Genomic DNA, 22,246 nt, shown 5'->3' with positions numbered 1-22,246 from the left:
GGTTTTCCTTCTTTGCTGATTACTGGAACACGATTCATAGATATAATCCACTCGTGTAATGTTTACGTCTCTTAAGGCATTGGTAAGGGTGTGTCCTGGAATTAGAGGGTGTTCAGAGATTCCTGAACCTACATTTAAACCGAACTAGAGAAGCGTTCGGAAGTGATTATCCCCTACCAACTCATGCCCTATTCATGACTTCGGAGCAGGTTATCTCTGCCAATCCGCGTCTTCACGAAGTAAGGCGCGGTTCATGAATGGCTCTTAAATGTCTGTCATTGCTCCCCCAATACTGGTATAAGCTGTTGAAACCTTGACCTGATCACGGCAATCACCGCCAGCTTTCCCAGCCGTTGATGGGGATGAACTCTTGCTCAACCCCCTTTTGCTGCTCCAATGAAGCAGTACTTCTGGTCGAGGGTTCTATCTCTAGTTGTAAAGCTTGTTAAGAATTGTTGCAAGTATTGATATCTCTATTTAAGCTTGTCCAAGGGGGTTTCCGGAGGGATTTTTCACGTCGCCTCTGTTTCCTGGCTGACTCTAGGGTAACGGAGGATGCCGAATCACTCGGATTTCTGATGAAATATTCCATTTTTTTACAACTCTTGCAAACGGATTCTTGTTTTAGATGACAAGGCTATAGAATGTCTCGGATCAAAGCCCATCCAACATTCCTCGGGCATTGCTAGGGATTTAACTATCTTAAAAAACTTGTATCACACCTTACAGTTTATCAGAGAAAGACTCAAGAGCTGATGTGAGGTGGAGCAATACAGAATAGGCTAATACCTCTTGATCTGTTGGTCTTTAGAAAGAGAGTTGGGAATCGGTTGCCTCAATGGTGGGCAGTTGTTCATCCTTAAGTTCCCAAACCTTGAGGGTAATTAGATATTCATAAAATGCCTGTAAGGTACACCAAGTAAAGCCAGCGCGTCCATCCAAGAAGCCTCCGAGGAAAATGTACATATAGAGAAAGCGGAGTAATGGACGAAAGGGCAAGCGTAACGACAGATCTTTAAGGGCATGACGCCGTTCTACTTCCGATCGCCCCAGCAGCAAATTTCCCCAGTTAACAGTACCTTGTTCAAGCTGGCGTAAGGTTTCCCGGGCTTCATCGCTGGAATAACGGTTGTGTTTTTCAATCCAACGGCTAAACCCCTTACTACAGGTATAGTGGGGATAGGTTTCTTGCAAAAACCCTGTAGATCCATGACAGACTTCTCGTTCTGTATGACCATAATCGGTAAACCAGACTTGACCTTTTCGCAGTAAACGAAGTTGGTAACGGGGATACTGAGTACAGTGACGAATCCATCGATTCATGAACATCACCCGTTCGGCGACATAATATCCCACGTACTGGTTGTCCTTTATCGCCTCTAGGCATTCAGCAAATAGGGCTGGGGTCATCCGTTCATCGGCTTCTAGGATGTAAGCCCATTCATACTTAGTCGGGAGGTTCTCCAGCATCCAAGTACGCTGACGCCCATGACTTTCAAAGGGATGAGATACAACTCGCACCGGATAACGTTGGGCAAATTCTACCGTGCGATCGCTACTACACGAATCCACCACAATGATGTCATCCGAGAGCCGCGCTGAGTTGATGCACGCTTCAATATCTCGTTCTTCGTTGTAGGTGAGGATATAAATCGAGAACATGTCAAAGGTTATAAAAAAATGAGTCTAGCTAAAGCGGTTTGCTGAAATTGAGAACCCCAATCCGCCTCAATGCCAATCGTAACCGATGGCACATAAAAGCAGAACTGGGGATTACCTACAGCAGTTGGCAACTGGCTCGAATAGAGGTTATTTGTTATCTCGGAATGGGTGATTAGGACGCTTGTGTGTATCTTCTATTGAATCGTAAATCTCTATCAACTGAAAATTTAGAGACTGTTATCAAACCTTTTTGCCTGTTGCTCGCATAGCAATGACTTGCCGATTAACTGCTCAAGTTCCGCAATCCCATCCAGCCAATGATGCTGTAGCCAATGGCTAAGAGTAAGCTGCTTAAACCGATGCGGATACCTCTTTTTAATGCTTCAGTTCGGGCGCGTTGCTCAAGTTCTTGTCTACGACTGCGGATTTGAGTCTGAGCTTGCTCAGTTCTTTGCGCGATCGCTTCAGGATCTGTTTTGAGCGCCTGCAATTGTTCTCGGAGGGCTGTAAGTCGCTGGAGTTGCTCTCCTTGAGCTTGACCGCTTTCAATGGCTTGGTCTAGTCGTTCTAGCTGTTGGGGATCTTGAAGCAGAGTATCAATTTGCTGAACTTGCGTTTCCAGTTGGGTTTCAGCTTGCTGGGCTTGCTGAGTAATCTGTTCTATCGCTTGATTGCTTTGGATGCGGACATTGTTAAAGTGCAAGGGGACAAGCAACAGGAAGAGTAAACCCAATAGGCTGGAGAGTAAAAATGCCCAGAATCTCAAGTCAGTGATTGACGATTTTCGCTCCGGTAATGAGCCACCACTGTTATTGCTGATCCAAGAGCCTGTTACCAAAAAGGCAATTCCCACCATCGGGATAACCCCCCGGTCAACAAGCTGGGTGGTTAAATTAAGCTGCCATTCATTCTGAAGGGGGCTAACACCAGGAGAGGGAATAATCAGGATCAGATAATCCAACAGGGACGATAGGATCATGATCAGTCCGACTATCTTAAGTGCTAAACCCGCGAACGAAGAATACATAGTACTACTTTTCATCTTACTTATGCCTCAGACTACTGTGAGGGGTCACTTTCTACTTTACTGGGCAAGCTGGTTGCCATGGATTTTTTTACCCTAGCAGAGAGTGTAACCGATACAGTATGGGAAAATTAGGGTTCATGTAGAGGGACTTGCCCATATTAACTCATGGATATTTCAACTATCGCCCCACGGTGTACTGAAATTATCCACTGAAATGGTCGGCTAGACCAAGTAACCTTTTTAGTCAGTAGGTAAAGATTGATGAAAAAAATTGTCGAAGTTTTGCCCGATAAGGCGGCGCTGATTGAGCGATCGCGTGATGTTGTCCTCACGAAGATACAGGAGGCAATCCAACGCTCCGGGCGCTGTACCCTGGCTTTAGCGGGGGGCGGTACACCCAAGCCCCTCTATGAAGCCCTAGCTAGCCAGAATCTACCCTGGGATAAACTGCATATCTTTTGGGGTGATGAACGCTATGTTCCAGCCGATCACCCGGATAGCAATCAAGCGATGGCGCGTCAGGCTTGGTTGGATCACGTTGATATCCCAGCCACGAATATTCACCCCATTCCCACAGACGGAGAGTCTCCGGAAGCAGACGCCTCGAAGCATGATACTCAACTGGGGGAGTTCTTTGGTGTAGCCGCCGACGAGTTTCCTAAATTTGATGTGATCTTATTAGGCATTGGTGATGACGCGCATACGGCATCTTTATTTCCTCATACCCAAGCGCTACAGGTTTGCGATCGCCGGGTGACGGTGGGCAATAAAGAGGGTCAACCTCGGATCACTTTTACTGTACCCTTGATTAACCAAGCCCATTGCGTGATGTTTCTCGTGGCGGGGGCGGGCAAGCAACCAGCGCTGGCTCAAATCTTCGCGCCTGAGGCTGACCCTTTGACCTATCCGGCGCGGTTCATTCAGCCTCAAGGGGAATTGTGGTGGCTTTTAGATCAGCAAGCCGGTCAAGCTGTAAAAGGCTAATGCTCATTTCCACGACAGAGAATCCGTGAGCCTGATGTAACAAGTTATTAAGGTAGAACGGTTAACTGTGTTTTGATGAAGGAGGATGGCTCATGCTGACTCGAAGGATTTCGGCGGTTTTGTCCTCAGTAGAAACGTTGCATGCAACGTCTCTACGTGAAACCGCTTTTGTTGGTAATTTTGAATGCGTGAATCTTGAATAGCTTATGATTGTTTGCCCTAACTGCAATCACCAAAATCCAGACGGTGCGACTCAATGCGAAGCCTGCTATACTCCCTTACCTGCAACCATGAATTGTCCCAACTGTGGTACAACAGTTCAAACAGACGCTAGCTTCTGCGGTCAATGTGGTTTTAACCTGAAAGCCAGTGGCTCAACGGGAAGCCCAGATACACCAGCTCCAGTGTCGGTTCCCGATGTACCCGATCTAGACCCCCCTGACCCTCTAATTGAACCCGAACCTCTTTCAATGAGTTCCCAACCACCCATACCTGACCCGCAACCCGATCCCCCTCCTGAGCTACCCGTTACCCAGGTTGGTCAATCCGGAACGAAAACAGAAGAAGAAGAAAAGCCAGCCCCACCGGAGCCGGAAACAGAACCCCCCCCGCCCCCTGTCGCGACACCAAAGCCAGGTAGTGTCACGCAGTTGCAGGTGCAGTCCGTTTATCTGCTGCATCTACAAACCCAGACAAAAATGGAACTCCCCTCCCATCTCAGTGTGATTCATATCGGTAAACCTAACGATCAGATTCCCCCGGATATTGATGTGTCTGGCTTTCCTAATTCTGAGATTGTTTCACGAGTTCATGCAGATATTCGCGTCGAGGGAGATACCTACTATCTTGAAGATGTGGGCAGCGCCAATGGAACATACATCAACCATACCCCGTTACCGAAAGGTGATCGCCATCGCTTACGCAAAGGCGATCGCATTAGCCTAGGCAAAGGGGACATGGTAACGTTTTTGTTCCAAGTGTCCTGAGTCGCTTGCCTATGTACTGAAGCGGAGGGGGGTTAATCATAAAAGCCTGATTTACAGGTAAATTCTATAATATTTCTGGAAAAATCTTTTACCGTGTTGACTCCTGACCATTGACAAATAGTTAGGGTTGATCGATGGTATCCCTCAAGGACAAACTGTTCTAGACTCATGGGACACTCTAGAAGTATTCAGTCAGTCGAAAGGACCCACGTTTTTGAATGATGTAACACCGGTGATTACTCTGACCCTGCTGCATCCTCTCCAGTCTGTACCTGTTCAAAGTTGGCCATTTAAATCAGAATCGGTGATTCGGATTGGGCGGTCTACGGATAATGATGTCATTTTATACAGCGCCGTTGTTTCACGTCACCATGTTGAACTTCGGCGGAATGGTTCAGGTTGGCGAATTATCAGCTTAGGTGCTAACGGAACCTATATCGATGGAAAACGCATTACCCAGACGTCGGTTGTGGATGGGATGATTATCCGTCTAGCTAGTTCGGGACCGAAAATTCAGATTCATCTGCATGACGACATCCGTCCTGTAGAATCGTCAACTCATGCCAAAAAGCGCACGTCTTCTGGTAAGGGTATGCTCGATCAATCTAAAGAAACCCTGGTTGATGCTGAACATCAGCCAACCCAACAAGAATAGTGCTGGAGGGTGGGGAAGCTGGTGTAGGGAGTTTGCCCTAAAGTTTTTTTAACCGGATCTAGCAGATGCTGAGGCTCTAAGGTTAAAGTAAGAGAAAATTTATCTAATTGTGGGGGGATAGGGGGAGCAATAAGACCCACGCCATAATTTTTAGTTGGGCGTTGGGATACACTGGACTCCCCCAACATCTAAATTGCTAAAAAGTTTTAACCTTTTCATAACCTATTGTGATCGATCTGAGATTAGGATGAACTGACATGACTTCTCCCAATAATGAAGACCGAGAGCTTCAGCGCCGGGAACACGACCTGATCCAACGAGAGCGAGAACTCCGACTACGCGAACTGGAAGCGGAAATTAATCAACCTCCTCTGTATCAAACCGTTAAGCATGAGCAACCGGAAGGAAAGCTGCAACGGTGGGGGAGAAAGCTAGTGATGTTTGGTAAGTTCTTAGCCTTTGTCGTGGCGGCTGTTCTGGTTGTACGGGTGAGTGCTGCGATCGCGACGATTATGATTATCGGCGTTATTGGCTTTATTGGCTATAAGATTTTCCTCGAAGGCGATAAGAAGTCTTAGGAAACAGGGAACAGGGAACAGGGAACAGGGAACAGGGAATTTAACTCTTGCATTTGATCGGGGCGGGTTTAGTTAAGTTAGAGGTTTTCTCCTGAACGTTATCGGTCAAACCCGCCCCTACACACTCAAACCTGCCTTCATCTCACCCAAAGCGTGAATCAGAAAAAACTATGAGCTATACCGCAGATAATACCAGCTTCCTCAGGGATTTGGAGCGAGTGGTGAGAGTGCGCCATCAAGCGGCGACGCATCTGAGTCAAATTGCCAAACGGCTAAATCAAGCAGAATTGGACGCTGAAGAAACCTCTGGGAAATTGAGTCTAGAACGGGAAAGCGAAGATATCCAGATTGCCAGCGATAATTTGCAGAAGGGTTTATTTCGGCTGCTGGTATTGGGAGACTTGAAACGAGGTAAGAGTACGTTCCTCAATGCCTTAATCGGTGAGAACTTATTGCCAGCCGATGTGAATCCTTGTACAGCGCTGCTGACAGTTTTGCGCTACGGAACGCAAAAAAAAGTCACGGTTTATTTTAAAGACGATAAACCGCCAGAATCCCTCGATTTTGCCAGTTTTAAGCAAAACTATACCATCGATCCCACGGAAGCCAAACGCCTGGAAGCGGAGAAAACCTCGGCATTTCCCGACGTTGACTATGCCGTTGTCGAATATCCCTTACCTCTCTTAGAAAAAGGGATTGAAATTGTGGATAGTCCAGGGCTTAACGATACCGAAGCCCGGAATGAATTATCACTTAACTATATCCACAACTGCCACGCTATCTTGTTTGTATTCAGGGCGATGCAGCCTTGTACCCTGGAAGAACGCCGCTATTTAGAAAATTACATTAAAGGGCGCGGATTAACGGTTTTCTTTCTAATTAACGCTTGGGATGAAATCGGCAAAGGATTGATTGATCCGGATGATCCCGATGAACTTGAAGAAGCACAAAATCGGTTACGCACCGTATTCCAAACCTATCTAGCTGATTACTGTCAAAAAGATGGACAGAATCGCTATGAGGAACGAGTGTTTGAGCTTTCCTCCCTGGAAGCACTGCGGCGGCGGGTGAAAGATGCAGAAGCTTCCCTAGAAGGAACAGGATTCCCAGCATTTTTAGGGGCGCTGAATACCTTTTTGACCCAAGAACGCGCCGTGGCACAATTACGCCAAGCGAGAACGTTGGCGCGTCAAGTTTATAGCCGCACCCACGAAGCGATTGAACGGCGAATTCCCTTACTCGACCAAGATATTCAGGAATTAAAACAACGGATTCAGGGGGTTGAACCGGAGTTTGAGCAATTGACCCAAATCCGCGATCAATTCCAGGATGAAATTCGGACGATGCGGGATACAAAAGTTAAAGCGGTGGCGGATTCGTTTCGCACTTATGTGCTGAACTTAGAAAAGACATTTGAATCTGATTTCTTACGCTATCAGCCGACAATTGACTTTCTGGAGTTCTTGCAAGCGGAGAGACGAGAGGCGTTTAATGCGGCATTAAAGCAAGCGTTTGAGCAGTATATTCAGGATAAATTAGCCGAGTGGGAACGCACGGCGGAGGAGTATTTACAAGAGGGGTTTTCCCAACTTGCTCAAAGTGCCGCTAATTATGGCGCAACCTATAATCAAATTGTTGATTCCATGACTGAGAAGTTAATTGGACAAACGATACCGCCGGGAGTTCGGGTTGATGCAGGGGAAGAGTCACCCACTTGGGCAAAATGGGCGATGGGGTTTTTCTCCTTAGCGTCGGGAAATGTGGCGGGTGTGGCTTTAGCCGCTGCTGGGTTTACTTGGCAAAATATCCTGGTGAATTGGTTAGCGGTAATTGGGATTAGCAGCTTTTTATTAATTTTTACGGGGCTGACGTTTTGGAATCCCATTGGATTAGCGTTGATGGGTTTGGGTGTGGGCGCACTGCAAGCCGAACAAGCCCGCCAAGAGGTGATTAAAGCGACGAAAAAAGAGTTTGTGAAATATTTACCGCAACTTAGTCAGGAACAACAAGAACCAATTCGTCAAGCGGTGAAAGATTGTTTTGATAGTTACGAACGGGAAGTAATTCAACGCCTTAATGATGATATTAAATCCCGTCAAGCCGAGTTAGATAACTTGCTGGAGCAAAAAGAATCTCGTGAGATTAATCGGCAAACTGAGTTAAAACGGTTGAGAGGTTTAGATGCTGATATTTTAGCTGAATGTCGGCAGGTTGAATCTGTGTATGAGGAGTTATTGTTAGTACCGGGTGAAATTTAAGCGCATGGTAGGGTGGGCATTGCCCACCTATTTGTAGAGACGTTGCATGCAACGTCTCTACAGAATAAAACGAATGCTTACGGAATAAATAAACAATGAGTTACAAAATAGAAACAGACAGTTTCCTGAATAATTTAGAGCGAGTTGCTAAAGTGCGATCGCAAGTCGCCACCAGTCTGGGTGAAATCGCCCAAACCCTGGAACAGGGGGAAACCCTGGGCAAGGATACCTCTGGCGGTTTGGGGTTGGAACGGGATATTGATGATTTAAGCCGAGCCAGTAAAAATTTACAACAAGGTGTATTCAGATTACTGGTTTTGGGTGATATGAAACGGGGAAAAAGTACGTTCCTGAATGCCTTAATTGGCGAAAATTTATTACCCTCCGATGTGAATCCCTGTACTGCCTTATTAACCGTGTTGCGGTATGGGACAGAAAAAAAAGTTACCGTTCATTTTAATGATGGGACACCCCCGGAAGATATTGACTTCAAAAGTTTTAAGCGGCGCTACACGATTGACCCCGCCGAAGCCAAGCAACTCGAACAACAGAAGAAACAGGCATTCCCTAATGTTGATTATGCTGTCGTAGAGTATCCCTTACCGTTATTACAAAAAGGTATCGAAATCGTCGATAGCCCTGGACTTAATGATACTGAAGCCCGGAACGAGTTATCTCTGGGATATATCAATAATTGCCATGCGATTTTATTTGTACTGCGGGCAACCCAACCTTGTACCTTGGCAGAACGCCGTTATTTAGAAAATTACATTAAGGATCGAGGATTATCGGTTTTCTTTTTAATTAATGCTTGGGATCAGATTCGCGAAAGTTTGATTGATCCAGATGATACCGAAGAACTCGAAGAATCGGAAGATAAAGTGCGGCGTGTATTTCGAGCTAACTTAGCCGATTACTGTCAAGTTGAGGGGCATGATATTTATGATGAACGGGTGTTTGAGATTTCCGCGATTAAAGCGCTGCGGTTACGAGTCAAGCAGCCAACGGCGTCTCTAGAAGGAACCGGATTTCCAGAGTTTTTGGGTGCATTAAGTACATTTTTGACCAGCGAACGCGCCGTGGCTGAATTCCGTCAAGCCAGAACCTTAGCGCGTCAAGGGTATAGTCATGTGCGGGAGGCGATTGAACGGCGAATTCCCTTGCTGGAACAGGATGTTCAGGAGTTAAAAGAACGGATTAATTCCGTAGAACCCGAATTCAAGAAACTGAATGACATCTGTCAGCAGTTCCAAGATGAAATTAAATCGGTACGGGATAGTAAGGCAAAAGCGGTGGCTGATTCCTTCCGCACATACACTTTAAATTTGGGGAATACCTTTGAAGCGGATTTCATGCAGTATCAGCCCGATTTGCGATTTATGGATTTTTTGAACAAAGGGAGGCGCGAAGCCTTTGAATCTGGACTGCAACAGGCATTTGAGCGGTATATAAATGATAAATTATCTGCCTGGAGTTTAATCGCCGAAAAAGAGATGGATAGCGCGTTTTTGCAGTTATCGAAAAGTGCCGCCAGTTATGGCGCATCCTATACCAAGGTGACGGAGAAAATTACCGAAAAATTAACCGGACAACGCATCTCTCCGGTGATTGGGACAACCCCAGAAGATAATGCTCCCGCTTGGGCAAAATGGGCAGCCGGACTCTTTTCCTTAGCAAGAGGAAATATTGCCGGGGTAGCCATGGCGGGGGCGGGGTTTGATTGGAAAAATATCGCCCTTAATTTTATTACTGTCATGGGTGTTGGGGCAATAATTACAGCGGTGTCTGGAACGGTTTTAGGACCCGTGGGATTGGCGTTATTGGGGTTAGGCGTTGGGGTTGTGCAAGCGGATCAAGCGCGGAAAGAGTTGGTGAAAGCGGCGAAGAAAGAGTTAGTGAAATATTTGCCTCAAGTCGCACGAGAACAATGGCAACCGATTCACGATGCGGTGAAAGAATGCTTTGATGTGTATGAGCGAGAAGTGACGGAACGGATGAATGATGATATTAATGCTCGCCAGTCAGAGTTGGATAATTTAATCGCTCAAAAAGAGTCCCATGAGATTAATAATGGGACGGAATTAGAGCGGTTGAAGACATTAGAGACAGATGTGTCATCGGAAGTCGAACGGATTGAGGCGGCGTATCAAACTTTGTTAGTAGAAGCAAGTTGAAGAATGAAATCCCGTTCACAACCTTCTAGTGTGTAGGGGCGGGTTTCACTACTATCCTTTTTTACCGCACCCATAAGTGACTAAACCCGCCCCGACTAAGTTTTAAGTTAACCCAAAATTGCCCTATCTCTCGGTTCCCTATCCAATGACAAATGACAAATGACCAATCACCAATCACCAATGACAAACATGAGAAATTGGCCCCCTTTTATTCCCCACCCCACCGCATGGCTAAGTGCGGTTCTCTTAATTCTGCTATTTCGGGGAATTTCGGTGATTATCCGGATTATCCTCTCAATCTTACAACTGGGTGATTCCCTGATGGTGATTGCCCCGAAGTGGCGATTCTTGTTATATTTTGTTACGTTACTCTCACCAATTGTAATTATCGCCGTTACTCATCACTGGCTGCACATCGTTCTTGACCGATTCTTTCCCAACACGCGATCGCAGGAGATGGCTGAAGTGACGGGAATTGTCCCGACACTGATGAGTTGGTGGGAAGGCTTCTATGGGTGGATGGCGATTACCTTGGCATTTGTGGTGAGTCAAATGATTCAGATTATCTTCTTACCTCAGATGAGTTCCTTCTATGATACGTTGGCATGGTGGGATGAACTGAGGGATTTATTCACCTTACCCACCTTGTATCGGTTGGTTACGGCGGCGTATCTGTATCAGTTGGAGTATTTAGTGCGCCAGCATTTGATGGCGGTGGGATCAGATCAAGCGAATGAGTCGCCGCAGTGAGGTTTTACCGATAAAGCTTTAGGGCGGGTTTAGTCACATCCCTTGTGCAACCGAAATGATAGGAGTGAAACCCGCCCCGACAAACCATGTCTTCTGCCTTTGGCTAGATCTTGTTTTTTGTCCGCTTGCGGTATATTCTCAGAACATCAAATGATCTGGCATACAGACCATGTTAGAACCCGCAAACACAGTCAGCATCTTACAAAAACAGTCTGATCCTAAAACATTTTCTGCCGGTCAGGTCATTTTCAAAGAAGGTGATCCGGCGAAGTACATGTATGGGATTTTGGACGGAGAAGTGAACATCTCGGTCAATGGTAATATTGTGGAAACCATTGGCAAGGGTGAGGTGTTTGGTACAGGGACACTGATTGGAGTAGACGGTAGAACCTATACCGCGATCGCGAATACAGATTGTACTTTGGCATTTCTGGATGAGAAGCGATTTCTGTTTGCGGTTCAGGAAACACCGATGTTTGCCCTGAATGTGATGAAAAGTTATTCAGAACGCATCGACCGATTAGCACATACTATCATGTCAGCTTGAAGCGCCGTGGCAAAACGTGCGATCGCATTTTTCCAAAAATAAAATTTCAATCCTGTTAAATCGCTCCAAGATAATAGGGCACGATAGTATCACGTCCCTACATCAGGGATAATTGATGGGGTAGGGGCACGGCATTGCCGTGCCCTAATCTAGCGGAATTCAACTGAGGGTTTGGTTTCTGGCTTAAGGTTTCAATCCCGTTGCCGGGATTCATTAGTAGGAAACCTTGGTTGGTTGAATCGTCGGGACGTTTTTGGCGGTTTCAATCCCGTTGCCGGGATTCATTAGTAGGAAACGTTATATTTGGAGAATGATGTTAATGTAATTTTTGTGTTTCAATCCCGTTGCCGGGATTCATTAGTAGGAAACGTGATTGTATTATTAAAATTTGTCAGTTGTTGATTGTTTCAATCCCGTTGCCGGGATTCATTAGTAGGAAACTCTCCGCCAAATGCATTCAGGTGTGTTAGAGGCGTGTTTCAATCCCGTTGGCGGGTTTCATTAGTATGAAACTTTTCATCCCACAATCCAGCCGTGCAGCGGTTGCCGGTTTCAATCCCGTTGCCGGGATTCATTAATAGGAAACCCCGCCGCTGGAAACCCTTTCTAGCCGGGACTCCCACAGCCACTTTTGACGGCAGACAGAATCCCGGCGCCCAAATGGACATTTTGCTTTTTTCGCCCTTTTCCAAAAACGGCTGAAATCTTTAATTGTCAAGGTTCCTAGCGTTTTGACGCCAACCCGGGGTTTTTGCCCCCGCTTCGTCCCGTCAAAAATCCGCTTATTCACATCATAGAATGAGAGTCTCCGCTTGTCGAGGTTTTTCTGAGCCGTAGGTAATCGTTTTCCGTACCGCACCCGCATCCAACACATAAATGCGTACCGAATCCTCCGCCGGCTTGATCAACCCTTCCACCCTCACCTTGAGTTTAGCAAACTGCATCCCCGTCAGAAAACACTCAAACACACTGTACTGCGTGCGCGTTCCATAGCCACAAAGCAGATCATGCAACCGCTTGCGCCGCTTATTCGCCGCCTTATTATCCGGCAAATCATACACAATCAAATAAAATAACGTCTGGTTCTTCATCGAAGACTCAACGGTGGATACACCACCCCCTCCTGTAAATGACGACTCAACAGCCGCGCCTGTAACTCCACCCCACGGCGATAAGTACACTGATACCCAAACACCGGATGCTTAAACTCCGAGGTCATCTTTCGCTCAAACGCCTCTAAAAACGTTTTTCGTCCCGTATCCGAAAGCCGATACGCCCCCAAACTCTCGGTAAAATCCTTGGGCTTTAACTGACGCCGACTCATCACCGAAAACACCAGACTATCCGCAATTAACGGGCGAAATTCCTCCATTAAATCCAACACCAGCGCCGGTTGACCGCGAGTCGTTTCATGGAGATAACCAATATAAGGATCTAACCCCGCAATATGTACCGCCGCCGTCACCTGCACCCGCAACAACCCATAGGCAAAACTCAACAACGCATTCACCGGATCAGTCGGCGGACGGCGATTTCGTCCCGTAAACGTCCATTCGTTTCCTAAAATCTCCGACCAATAACTAAAATACTCCCGCGCCGCTAATCCTTCAACCCCCCGCACTTGGTCAAGAGTGGTTTGTTCCTGAACCAACAGCTTGCGCTGCTTCAGGGGACTATTTTTCTGCCCATATCGATACAAAACATTGTGCTGATTATGAATTTTCGTCGTAATAATTGCCTTGACTAATTCCAGCCGGCGTGCATCATCGCGATGAACATCATATTGCGCTAATCTCAGTTGACCATTCTGAGAATAACCTGGAAGCGCTGACCCTAAATACTTACCAAAACAGGACAAATAATGCACCGGAATCCCCAATTCCAAGGCATACGTCAGTGCATCTCCCGTAATTTGCGGATTCCCCATCAACACCACCTGCTCCACCGTTTGAGCGGGTATGGATTGTTTTTTCCAGGAACCCTTGGGCTGTTTCAACGCCACCTTAAACGCTTCATAGGTTTTACTCAAAACTGCATCCGGTTGAGTTACATAAACAACAGACATAATTGCTCCTTATTCGTCATTCGTCATTTGTCATTTGTCATTTGTATGCTCTTACCCAAAACCTCTATCGGTAGGGTGCGTTAGCGCAGCGTAACGCACCTTGATTATTAAAAGTTCGTAGTCGGCACTTTAGTGCCATAAGCGCTAAAGCGCTTACTACAAACTATTAACGCCGTAAGTGTTTCATTTCAAAGGGCAAACAAATGCAGCGTAACGCACCTTGATTATTACAAGTTTGTAGTCGGCACTTTAGTGCCATAAGCGCTAAAGCACTTACTACAAACTATTAACGCCGTAACTGTTTCATTTCAAAAGGCAAACAAATACCCTGCAAACTACAATCTCGACATTTTTTCCGATGCTCAATTGGTGCAGGCATCGCCCCCCCAATCGCCGCCTGTGCCGCTTTAATTCCCTCTTCTGTCCCTTGACGCAGTTCCGGCGTAAACAAAACCTTTTCCCGGCGACGGTTCGCGTAGTAAAAAATTTCCCCGTGAGCAATCGTCCTCCCCGTGCGTTCTTCCAAACACAACGCCGCCCCACACAACTGAAAATGGTCATTCAAATGTCGAGCCATGCGCCCCTTTTTATACTCCAAGGGAATCAGCTCACCCTCCCGTTCTTCCACCGCATCAATCACACCATTAATCAACAGGCGATCGCTCCACACCCATTGTTGACGATACACTATAGTATCGCCCTCCTGACTCTCACCCTCCCTATCGATATTTCGATGCAAATGACGACCCATAATAATATGCTCATTATCCGCCATTTCCCCTAACTGATACTCCAGAAAAAAGCGACGCGGACAATATTCCCAAGCATTCAAATACGCCAACGGTAGATAATCTTGTTCCTTCATCATTATTATTATTATTCATGATTATGTAGGGGCATGGCATTGCCCATTGGTGTCAACTTAAGGTGAAAACTAATACAGAGGTAGCGTTTCACCCTCATCCCCTAACCCCAACTCTTACCCCCCCAGCCCCCCTTTGAAAGGGCGGAAGTAGAAGGGGAATTGGAACAATGAATGATGAAAAATGTAGATGGCTACGCCTGCAATATAACACCTTTCTTGCTCCCCTCTCCCGTGCAACAAAAGTGAAACATCCTTAGTCCTCCCCCCTCTTCGTAGGGGGGAACGAGGGGGGTTGGGAGAGGGGCTGGGGGTGAGGGGTTTCTAGCTTAAGTTGACACGGATAAGCATTGCCATGCCCTTAACCAGTTAAGGTTGGTGGGCAATGCCCACCCTACTGAATTTGTCCCATTCCCATCGATGTTTTCCGACCCACCCCCGAAAAAAAGGCAAAATGAGATAATATTGTTGCCATCTTAATTTGTTCTGGCTCCCGAAAGCGATAGCGCACCCAACCTTGAGCGCCAATTTCCGCTCCTCCCTCCATTTTCAGCGCATAAGTTTTTAACTCATACGCCGCAACTAACCCTTGCCATTCCACCTCAGGAAACCTCAACTCCTCCGGTGCAAACGCATTCCAACGTCGCCACAAACTGCCAAACACCAGTTCCGGTAACGGAAAGGTTTGGATACCCTGACTCTGCTTAAAACTCGTCGGCGACAGAAACCTTAACTCAATGTCTTTACTCATTTGTGGCGTAGTTGCCAAAAGCCGATAATCCGCCGAACGCGCTAACCGATGGGTTCCCGGTAACGTGTAAATAGTCCGCAGTACAAACGGAAACTTTCCTAACACCAACGGTTCAGTTCCCCAAGCTTCAATACCTGATAACAAAACGGGCAACAAACTGCCATCCAGCAAACCAATACGACAGTAAAAAGTATCCCCCGGTTTTACCCCGCCGCGACGACGATTTCCCAGTAAACCCGATAAACTCAACGGGGAGGCTTGGCTAACATGAATCTCATCTGCAATTTGAGGATTTCCGGGTCTTCCAAATTTAGTGTGCTAAACTATCAGCTTTAATGAGCCAGGAAGCTTGCCGCACAAATGTTGTAGCTTTTGATTGCTTCAAAATAAATTTAAATTCGGGTAAAAACGGTTAAAGCTATTGCTGTTCAACACTTGGGCAAATATAACTAACAATTTAGCACACTAACTGCGGAAGACCCGTATAAGTCTGGACTTGGTGAGACGAGAGGGGACAAGTGGAACCGGGAGGGGGTCTAAGGTTAGGCGCTGAGACATGAATCTGGCATACGCGATCGCATCCCAGTGGACAACTCCCCACCCCAGGATTAAGCTGAGAGTACAAGGGGCGTAGATGAATTTTCATTCTTAATCGTTTTGTTCGATATTCCCAACTTAATACCCCCTTCTCTAAAGTCGTAGTCAAATTTTGATAACATCTCAGATTGTTTTGCAGACAGAATTCTGTAGGGTGTTAGGTGTCGCGATCGTTCTACCTAATCTACTCGCTAACCTCGACAATCGGAGACACTCATTCTATGATGTGAATAAGCGGATTTTTGACGGGACGAAGCGGGGGCGAAAAACCCGGTTTGCCGTCAAAACGCTAGGAACCTTGAAAATTAAAGATTTCAGCCGTTTTTGCGAAATGGCAAAAAAAGCAAAAAGTCCATTTCAGCCCCTGGATTTCGTCAGCCGTCAAAATTGGCTGTGGGAATCCCGGCTAGAAAGGGTTTCAGAGGGCGGAGTTTCCTTATAATGAATCCCGGCAACGGGATTGAAACACCCAATCTACCTCGTCAAGAATATACAGAATCGTTTCCTTATAATGAATCCCGGCAACGGGATTGAAACCATCAACTAAGCGGCAATAACCTTTTGGTTTACCGGTTTCCTTATAATGAATCCCGGCAACGGGATTGAAACTAACAAACTACGCGCTCAAGCGTTTTGGCATAGAACAGTTTCCTTATAATGAATCCCGGCAACGGGATTGAAACCGATGAAACCCTTGACGTCAGTTTTGTAGACAAATGGTTTCCTTATAATGAATCCCGGCAACGGGATTGAAACACTTTAACTAAGCTTGATGCCGAGATAATATATGAAGTTTCCTTATAATGAATCCCGGCAACGGGATTGAAACAGGGGGCATTTCCCCAGCTCCCGCGATCGCACTTTAGACTAATCAGATCCAGCTCAAGAGCGATCGCACTCCTGGCGATAAAAACGATTCATACCAAATCTGGGTTAGCTACCCCCGTTATAATCTAGTCCGCGCAGGCGGACTTTGTTTGTGTAGCAGCGATTCCAATCGCCTCCTCTTGCTTGTCAAATTCTGATAACTGAAACCATTCTTTCCCCCAGAAAGGTTTAAATTTTCCAATCAGACTCCCATCTCAACAAAACGTCATAATTGCTCGTTTTTTATCTCGTCTTGGGAAAAAGCTACGAATTTTCAAGGGTTACAGCGATTGTGAGAAGATAGTGCGATTTTCAGGTATACTCTCTATGGTGGTTTTTTTGTAAGTAAAAATAATCTCGACACAGCTAGACCCATTGAATTTTCGTAGAACTTTGTATAATTGCTGGTTTTCGTCTCACTGCCAATGTCCCATTGGACGCATGTATTTTGTTAAACTTATGTTAAAAATCATAACTAAGTATTGACAAAAACACAGATTACACAAAGGGGATGGTACAGGTAGAATACTGAATAGTGAAGCACACAGATTGACACAGAGAACGAAATAATTTCCCCAACAATTCTTACTCTTTTCATCCTTTGCCAGTGAGAACTAACGCCTCTGTCTGTGAAATCCGTGTGACTAACCTCTAATGACCCCGGTTAAGCTGTTCGGCATGTAAACCTTAATTCAATAATGGCGAAACCCTTGCCGTAGTGCGAGCATCTTGCTCGCTACCCATTCCCAATTTAAATGCATGACAGCTTATACCAAGTTGCAGTCTAATGTAGGGTAAAGGTGCGTTACGCTTCGCTAACACACCCTACAGATAGAGGCTTTGCGTAAGTCCTAGTAAAACTTTCTTTTTCCCCCAATCTCCCCTGAACCCCCTCACCTCATCTCCTCTATCTGCTATCTTTGAACACAACTTGGTATTAGGGGCGCGATCGCTCTGTTCCTCTCACCTATGTCTTCTCACTACAACCAAATCGCCTTTGCCCTGGAAATCCTCAAACTCCTAGCCGAACAACCGATAAAGCGTCAGGATTTAGGAGATATCCTCTCAGAATTTCTCGAACAGCACGGCAAACCACCCGGAGATGTCCTGCAAAAACTCACCCGCACCATCAGCCAATTGAGAGACTGCGGCTTTGACATCAAAAGCGCTCCCCATCATCCCTACGAACTGGTGGACTCGAACTTTCCCCTGATCCTCTCTCCCGAACAACGCCAAGCCTTGGCAATGGCAGCCTACTTCTTAGACAGTATGGGATTTTCCGCTCAAGCCAGCCAAATTATCCGCATTGGCAAACTGACTCAAGCGGATCAACCGGATGATGTCAAAGTAGACTTTAGTCCTCCTGTTAATTACAGTGAGAACAACCTTAACCTGATCATTCACCAACTTCAGGAGCGATTTAAACAACAATGCCGCTACACCATCCGCTATCGCAAGCGTCCAGGAAATGAGCGAACCTGGGACTTAGACCGCTCAGAATTGCGGCTGCATGATGGTACTCTATACTTATTTGCTTTCGCACCAGATGCAGCTTCACGCCACATCAGCAAACGACCCAATGCTGAACAAAACTACCTTTTTCGCGTAGACAAAATTGTCAGTGTCGGTGCTGCTTCTAATACCTCTTGGGTGTTTACCTTTCCAACCCTAAAAATTCGCTACCGCCTGACTGGTCCACTAGCCAACTATAAACCCCGCCGCCCCCACGAGCAAGTGCTGCATCGAGATACCGAGGCAGAATTTGTGGATATTTTAACCGAAGAAGATTACCCATTTTGGTTTCGTCAGCGGATTCTGCGCTACGGTGCCAATGCTAGAGTCATCGAACCCGAATGGCTGGCTAATGACCTAGAAAATGAGTTTAAACAAGCCTATCTCAACTACGCTCAAAATCATGATGAAATGCACCCAATGAAAAATGACCAATGATTAATGGAAGCATGTAACCATTGAATCGGGCGCAAGTCTTTGCGCCCCTACGGTTTCGCGGCTAATGCTTAATTCATCAAATTAAGTGCGCCACTACAAAGTTGACATCCATCTTGACTAAGGACTAAAATTTTGTAAACACTGCTGACGGAAATCATCACCCCGATGTTCAAAACTTTGATATTGGTCAAAGCTAGCACAAGCAGGTGAAAGCAAAACCACACGCGCATGATCCTGTTGGGCTAATTCAGCTGCTCTAGGAACCGCTCGCGCCATGGTTTCCACAATTTCATAACGATAATAACCCACTTCCTGTAAGCGTTGAGCAAACGCAGACGCCGCCTCACCAATCAGTAAAACAGCCGCCGCTTTAGCTTGGATTGTATTCAACCAGTGCGTATCATCACCCGCTTTGGCTTCACCCCCCGCAATTAAAATAGCTGGATTATCAACCGCCGCTAATCCAACTTGCGCCGCATCATAATTAGTGGCTTTACTATCATTAATAAAGTCAATCCCCTGCCAGGTGATAATATGTTCGAGGCGGTGAGGAACACCGGGAAAATTGGTAATTGCCTCAACAATTGCCTGTTTCTCAATCCCAGCTAACCGCGCTACCGCAACTGCCATGAGTAAATTCTGCTGATTGTGACTCCCCACCATCCGCAAGGAATCCACGGGAACAATTGGTTCAGATTCCACCATCACCCAGCCATTTTCAATATACACCCAGGGACGAGGCGTCGCGTCACGCCCCTTAACACTCGTCCAGTAAGCCTTCGACCAATGGGTTGTCCCCAACTGACGCAAATAGGGGTCATCCCCGTTAAAGATTTGATCGTGCGATCGCGACAGTAAGTCAGCTTTGATAGTGTAGTAATTTTCCAGCGTCTTGTGGCGATTCAAGTGATCAGGGGTAAAGGTTGTCCAAACCCCAATTGTTGGGGCTAACTCTTGTGACGACTCAATTTGATAACTACTAATTTCTGCAATAACCCAGTCAATTTGGGATTGGGAGGCATTCTCCCTTCCCTTGCTCCCCTGCTCCTCTACTCCCCGGCTCCCCTGCTTCTTCAAAGCCAATTCACAAGCCGCATAGCCAATATTACCGCAGGCAGGCGCATGGAAACCCGCCGCTTGAAAAATCGCCGCAATCAAAGCCGTTGTCGTAGTTTTACCATTCGTCCCCGTGATCCCAACCCAAGGAGAGGACTTGAGATAACGCCACGCCAGTTCCATCTCACCAATTGTATCAATCCCGCGATTCCTGGCTTCAATTAAAACCGGAATATCCCAAGGAACACCAGGACTCACCACAATCAGTTCAGGTAAATCCCCATCGTCAAGAGTAAGCGAATACCCCAGTTTAACCGTAATTCCCTCAACATTAAGGACGTGTTGTTGCTGTTGCAGAGATTCAGACGTTTTGCTATCACTGACTGTTACCGTCCACCCTTCCTGTTTTAGGAGTCGTGCGGCGGCGATTCCGGAGCGTCCCAGACCAATGACGTGAGCGTTGGGCATAACCTGATGTAATTCTAATTACCATGTAGAGACGTTGCCTGCAACCTCTCTACAGTCCAGCGACTAATAATTCTACCAGAAGATAGCTGTCAGATTCCGGATGAAGTGCGAGATTGAAAGAGACATCCGCCCTCATAAATCGGGAATTACAGGTTATCGTGACCTATTTTTCTGACTTTCTGAATCATTTCCGGTTGTAATTTCAATCGTATCATCAATGACAATTTCTGTTTTAGCGAATTCTTATGCCCGTTGACAATAACAACTCCAACCACAATACCAATAAACCGTCTGAACCCCAACGCTCTTGGGTTAAAAAGTATGGTACGAGCTTATTTCTCCTCGCCGCCACTGTCTTACTCATAAACTTTGGTCTGCTCCCCAATCTCGGTGCTAACCGCCGACAGGTTCCTTATAGTCAATTTTTGGAACAAGTCCAAGCTGATAAAGTTGAGCAAGCGACCATTGGTCGAGAGCAAATTCGCTATCAACTGAAAGAAGGTGCCACATCTGAATCCGAAGAATCTCGTAGTTTCAAGACAATAGCCGTTCCTCAGGATCAGAAATTAGTCGAAATTCTGCGACAGCATAATGTAGAGTTTACCGGCTCACTGGCTGAAACCGATGGCGGAGGGGGCATCCTGGGTTGGCTGTTCATGCTGCTGCTATTCTTCGGCTTTTGGATATGGCTATTGCGTCGTGCGGCGGCGGGAGGAGGCGCTGGAGGACCAGCCGCTTTCAATGTGGGTAAAAGTAAAGCCCGTATTTATTCTGAAGGTAAGACAGGTGTCAAGTTTGACGATGTAGCCGGAGTTGATGAAGCTAAAGCCGAACTGCAAGAAGTTATCGAATTTCTCAAAAATTCCCAAAAATACACCCGTTTAGGTGCCAAGTTTCCCAAAGGAATTTTACTCATTGGTCCTCCGGGTACAGGAAAAACCTTATTAGCCAGAGCCGTTGCGGGTGAAGCCAATGTTCCGTTCTTCAGTCTATCGGGTTCCGAGTTTATTGAACTATTCGTGGGAGTTGGTGCGTCTCGTGTGCGCGATTTGTTTAAGCAGGCAAAAGAAAATGCCCCTTGTATTGTCTTTATTGACGAATTAGACGCCTTAGGAAAATCCCGTGGGGGTGGTAATTCAATGGTTGGTGGTAGCAATGATGAACGGGAACAAACCCTAAACCAACTCTTAAATGAGATGGATGGGTTTGAGCCGAATATCGGTATCATTCTGATTGCCGCAACCAACCGTCCCGAAGTCCTCGACCCAGCGCTTCAGCGTCCAGGGCGTTTTGACCGACAGGTTGTCGTAGACCGTCCGGATAAGATTGGACGCAAGGCAATTTTAGAGGTGCATGTTCCCAATGTGAAACTAGCCGACGATGTGGATTTAGATAAGCTGGCGATTTGGACTCCCGGTTTTGCTGGGGCTGATTTAGCCAACTTAGTCAATGAAGCAGCGCTACTCGCAGCACGCCAAGACCAAGATACTGTAACCATGGCAGATTTTAATGAAGCGATTGAGCGAGTTATCGCTGGACTGAAGAAAAAATCGCGTGTGCTAACAGATACAGAGAAAAAGACAGTAGCGTATCATGAAACGGGTCATGCCTTAGTCGGTTCCCTGATACCGGGAGCAGGTATTGTCGAGAAAATATCGATAGTACCCCGTGGTGTTGGTGCTTTAGGCTACACATTGCAACTGCCAGAAGAAGACCGCTTTTTAGTCGGTGAAGATGAAATTCGCGGTCGCATTGCGATTATGCTGGCGGGACGTTCAGCCGAAGAATTGGTATTTGGCAAAGTATCGACAGGTGCCAGTGATGACATCCAGAAAGCGACAGATATGGCAGAACGGTTTGTCACCATCTATGGCATGAGTGATAAACTAGGACCGATTGCCTTTGACAAGCCCCAATCTCAGTTCCTAGCTGGAATAGGCAGCCCGCGCCGTTCAATCAGTCCCCAAGTTGCAGAAGTGATTGACCAAGAAGTGAAAGCGATGGTGGAT

18 protein-coding genes and 2 CRISPR repeat arrays are annotated in these 22,246 nt (G+C 46.5%); of the genes, 10 read left to right on the top strand and 8 right to left on the bottom strand.

From position 1 onward, the window contains the following. Nucleotides 1-807: 807 nt before the first annotated feature. From RIC07_RS04940 to hpsJ-B, 3 genes are all read right to left on the bottom strand, one after another. Nucleotides 808-1,662, bottom strand: coding sequence for a glycosyltransferase family 2 protein (locus RIC07_RS04940; RefSeq protein ID WP_446393540.1), 855 nt, complete (start codon nt 1,660-1,662; stop codon nt 808-810). Between the two features lie 8 nt (nt 1,663-1,670). Then, nucleotides 1,671-1,793 (bottom strand): hypothetical protein, encoded by a 123-nt coding sequence (locus RIC07_RS04935; RefSeq protein WP_446393539.1) that lies wholly within the window; start codon nt 1,791-1,793, stop codon nt 1,671-1,673. Nucleotides 1,794-1,945: 152 nt separating this feature from the next. Then, a complete protein-coding gene (gene hpsJ-B, locus RIC07_RS04930) occupies nt 1,946-2,689 on the bottom strand; it encodes a hormogonium polysaccharide biosynthesis protein HpsJ (RefSeq protein ID WP_446393538.1) in 744 nt (247 codons plus the stop codon). Nucleotides 2,690-2,950: 261 nt separating this feature from the next. On the opposite strand from hpsJ-B, the gene pgl reads away from it, so the two are divergent. From pgl to RIC07_RS04890, 8 genes are all read left to right on the top strand, one after another. Next, on the top strand, nt 2,951-3,673 hold the full coding sequence (pgl, locus tag RIC07_RS04925; RefSeq protein WP_446393537.1) for a 6-phosphogluconolactonase: 723 nt from the start codon (nt 2,951-2,953) through the stop codon (nt 3,671-3,673). A 206-nt stretch (nt 3,674-3,879) separates the two neighbouring features. Beyond that, entirely contained in the window at nt 3,880-4,659 is a 780-nt protein-coding gene (locus RIC07_RS04920; protein ID WP_446393536.1) for an FHA domain-containing protein, read from the top strand. 232 nt (nt 4,660-4,891) lie between these two features. Continuing rightward, entirely contained in the window at nt 4,892-5,314 is a 423-nt protein-coding gene (locus RIC07_RS04915) for an FHA domain-containing protein (protein ID WP_446380813.1), read from the top strand. Nucleotides 5,315-5,571: 257 nt separating this feature from the next. Beyond that, nucleotides 5,572-5,892, top strand: coding sequence for a hypothetical protein (locus RIC07_RS04910; RefSeq protein ID WP_006102729.1), 321 nt, complete (start codon nt 5,572-5,574; stop codon nt 5,890-5,892). A 170-nt stretch (nt 5,893-6,062) separates the two neighbouring features. After that, complete coding sequence (locus tag RIC07_RS04905) at nt 6,063-8,150, top strand: dynamin family protein (protein WP_446393535.1); 2,088 nt, start codon at nt 6,063-6,065, stop codon at nt 8,148-8,150. 95 nt (nt 8,151-8,245) lie between these two features. Continuing rightward, on the top strand, nt 8,246-10,324 hold the full coding sequence (locus tag RIC07_RS04900; protein WP_446393534.1) for a dynamin family protein: 2,079 nt from the start codon (nt 8,246-8,248) through the stop codon (nt 10,322-10,324). Nucleotides 10,325-10,483: 159 nt separating this feature from the next. After that, the gene (locus tag RIC07_RS04895) at nt 10,484-11,074 is read left to right on the top strand and encodes a hypothetical protein (protein ID WP_446393533.1); all 591 of its coding nucleotides are present in this window, start codon (nt 10,484-10,486) and stop codon (nt 11,072-11,074) included. 169 nt (nt 11,075-11,243) lie between these two features. Next, on the top strand, nt 11,244-11,621 hold the full coding sequence (locus RIC07_RS04890; RefSeq protein WP_446393532.1) for a Crp/Fnr family transcriptional regulator: 378 nt from the start codon (nt 11,244-11,246) through the stop codon (nt 11,619-11,621). Nucleotides 11,622-11,808: 187 nt separating this feature from the next. Next, nucleotides 11,809-12,207: a CRISPR direct-repeat array (repeat unit 38 nt; unit sequence GGTTTCAATCCCGTTGCCGGGATTCATTAGTAGGAAAC). Between the two features lie 205 nt (nt 12,208-12,412). Here the strand turns inward: RIC07_RS04890 and cas2 are convergent. The 4 genes from cas2 to cas6 all read right to left on the bottom strand — a co-directional run bounded on the left by cas2 (nt 12,413) and on the right by cas6 (nt 15,548). Then, nucleotides 12,413-12,712: a CRISPR-associated endonuclease Cas2 gene (gene cas2 / locus RIC07_RS04885; protein WP_446393531.1), complete on the bottom strand. Its 300-nt coding sequence runs from the start codon at nt 12,710-12,712 to the stop codon at nt 12,413-12,415. Then, nucleotides 12,709-13,686 carry a type I-D CRISPR-associated endonuclease Cas1d gene (gene cas1d, locus RIC07_RS04880; RefSeq protein WP_446393530.1) on the bottom strand — a complete coding sequence of 326 codons (978 nt, stop codon included), beginning with the start codon at nt 13,684-13,686 and terminating at the stop codon, nt 12,709-12,711. Before cas1d ends, cas2 begins: the two co-directional genes overlap by 4 nt. Nucleotides 13,687-13,972: 286 nt before the next feature. Beyond that, nucleotides 13,973-14,551, bottom strand: coding sequence for a CRISPR-associated protein Cas4 (gene cas4 / locus RIC07_RS04875; RefSeq protein ID WP_446393541.1), 579 nt, complete (start codon nt 14,549-14,551; stop codon nt 13,973-13,975). Between the two features lie 391 nt (nt 14,552-14,942). Continuing rightward, the gene (gene cas6 / locus RIC07_RS04870) at nt 14,943-15,548 is read right to left on the bottom strand and encodes a CRISPR system precrRNA processing endoribonuclease RAMP protein Cas6 (RefSeq protein ID WP_446393529.1); all 606 of its coding nucleotides are present in this window, start codon (nt 15,546-15,548) and stop codon (nt 14,943-14,945) included. Nucleotides 15,549-16,326: 778 nt separating this feature from the next. Further along, nucleotides 16,327-16,725: a CRISPR direct-repeat array (repeat unit 37 nt; unit sequence GTTTCCTTATAATGAATCCCGGCAACGGGATTGAAAC). A gap of 1,007 nt (nt 16,726-17,732) precedes the next feature. Between cas6 and RIC07_RS04865 the strand changes: the two genes are divergently transcribed. Then, nucleotides 17,733-18,713, top strand: coding sequence for a helix-turn-helix transcriptional regulator (locus RIC07_RS04865; protein ID WP_446393528.1), 981 nt, complete (start codon nt 17,733-17,735; stop codon nt 18,711-18,713). A gap of 117 nt (nt 18,714-18,830) precedes the next feature. Here the strand turns inward: RIC07_RS04865 and murD are convergent, their stop codons facing one another. After that, a complete protein-coding gene (gene murD, locus RIC07_RS04860; protein WP_446393527.1) occupies nt 18,831-20,237 on the bottom strand; it encodes a UDP-N-acetylmuramoyl-L-alanine--D-glutamate ligase in 1,407 nt (468 codons plus the stop codon). Nucleotides 20,238-20,482: 245 nt separating this feature from the next. Between murD and ftsH the strand changes: the two genes are divergently transcribed. Next, nucleotides 20,483-22,246 (top strand): ATP-dependent zinc metalloprotease FtsH (gene ftsH, locus RIC07_RS04855; RefSeq protein ID WP_446393526.1); only part of this gene is annotated, 1,764 nt, incomplete at its 3' end.

The organism is Coleofasciculus sp. E1-EBD-02, from assembly GCF_040218245.1.
Lineage (GTDB): Bacteria > Cyanobacteriota > Cyanobacteriia > Cyanobacteriales > Coleofasciculaceae > Coleofasciculus.
This window is presented reverse-complemented; position numbering and strand designations above follow the sequence as displayed.

Excerpts from the sequence above, each read along its gene's own strand:
- RIC07_RS04940 (WP_446393540.1), bottom strand. The coding sequence starts at position 1,662 with ATGTTCTCGATTTATATCCTCACCTACAACGAAGAACGAGATATTGAA.
- cas2 (WP_446393531.1), bottom strand. The coding sequence starts at position 12,712 with ATGAAGAACCAGACGTTATTTTATTTGATTGTGTATGATTTGCCGGAT.
- RIC07_RS04900 (WP_446393534.1), top strand. The coding sequence starts at position 8,246 with ATGAGTTACAAAATAGAAACAGACAGTTTCCTGAATAATTTAGAGCGA.
- murD (WP_446393527.1), bottom strand. The coding sequence starts at position 20,237 with ATGCCCAACGCTCACGTCATTGGTCTGGGACGCTCCGGAATCGCCGCC.
- cas4 (WP_446393541.1), bottom strand. The coding sequence starts at position 14,551 with ATGAAGGAACAAGATTATCTACCGTTGGCGTATTTGAATGCTTGGGAA.
- RIC07_RS04890 (WP_446393532.1), top strand. The coding sequence starts at position 11,244 with ATGTTAGAACCCGCAAACACAGTCAGCATCTTACAAAAACAGTCTGAT.
- RIC07_RS04910 (WP_006102729.1), top strand. The coding sequence starts at position 5,572 with ATGACTTCTCCCAATAATGAAGACCGAGAGCTTCAGCGCCGGGAACAC.
- cas1d (WP_446393530.1), bottom strand. The coding sequence starts at position 13,686 with ATGTCTGTTGTTTATGTAACTCAACCGGATGCAGTTTTGAGTAAAACC.
- RIC07_RS04920 (WP_446393536.1), top strand. The coding sequence starts at position 3,880 with ATGATTGTTTGCCCTAACTGCAATCACCAAAATCCAGACGGTGCGACT.
- RIC07_RS04905 (WP_446393535.1), top strand. The coding sequence starts at position 6,063 with ATGAGCTATACCGCAGATAATACCAGCTTCCTCAGGGATTTGGAGCGA.
- RIC07_RS04865 (WP_446393528.1), top strand. The coding sequence starts at position 17,733 with ATGTCTTCTCACTACAACCAAATCGCCTTTGCCCTGGAAATCCTCAAA.
- hpsJ-B (WP_446393538.1), bottom strand. The coding sequence starts at position 2,689 with ATGTATTCTTCGTTCGCGGGTTTAGCACTTAAGATAGTCGGACTGATC.
- RIC07_RS04895 (WP_446393533.1), top strand. The coding sequence starts at position 10,484 with ATGACCAATCACCAATCACCAATGACAAACATGAGAAATTGGCCCCCT.
- pgl (WP_446393537.1), top strand. The coding sequence starts at position 2,951 with ATGAAAAAAATTGTCGAAGTTTTGCCCGATAAGGCGGCGCTGATTGAG.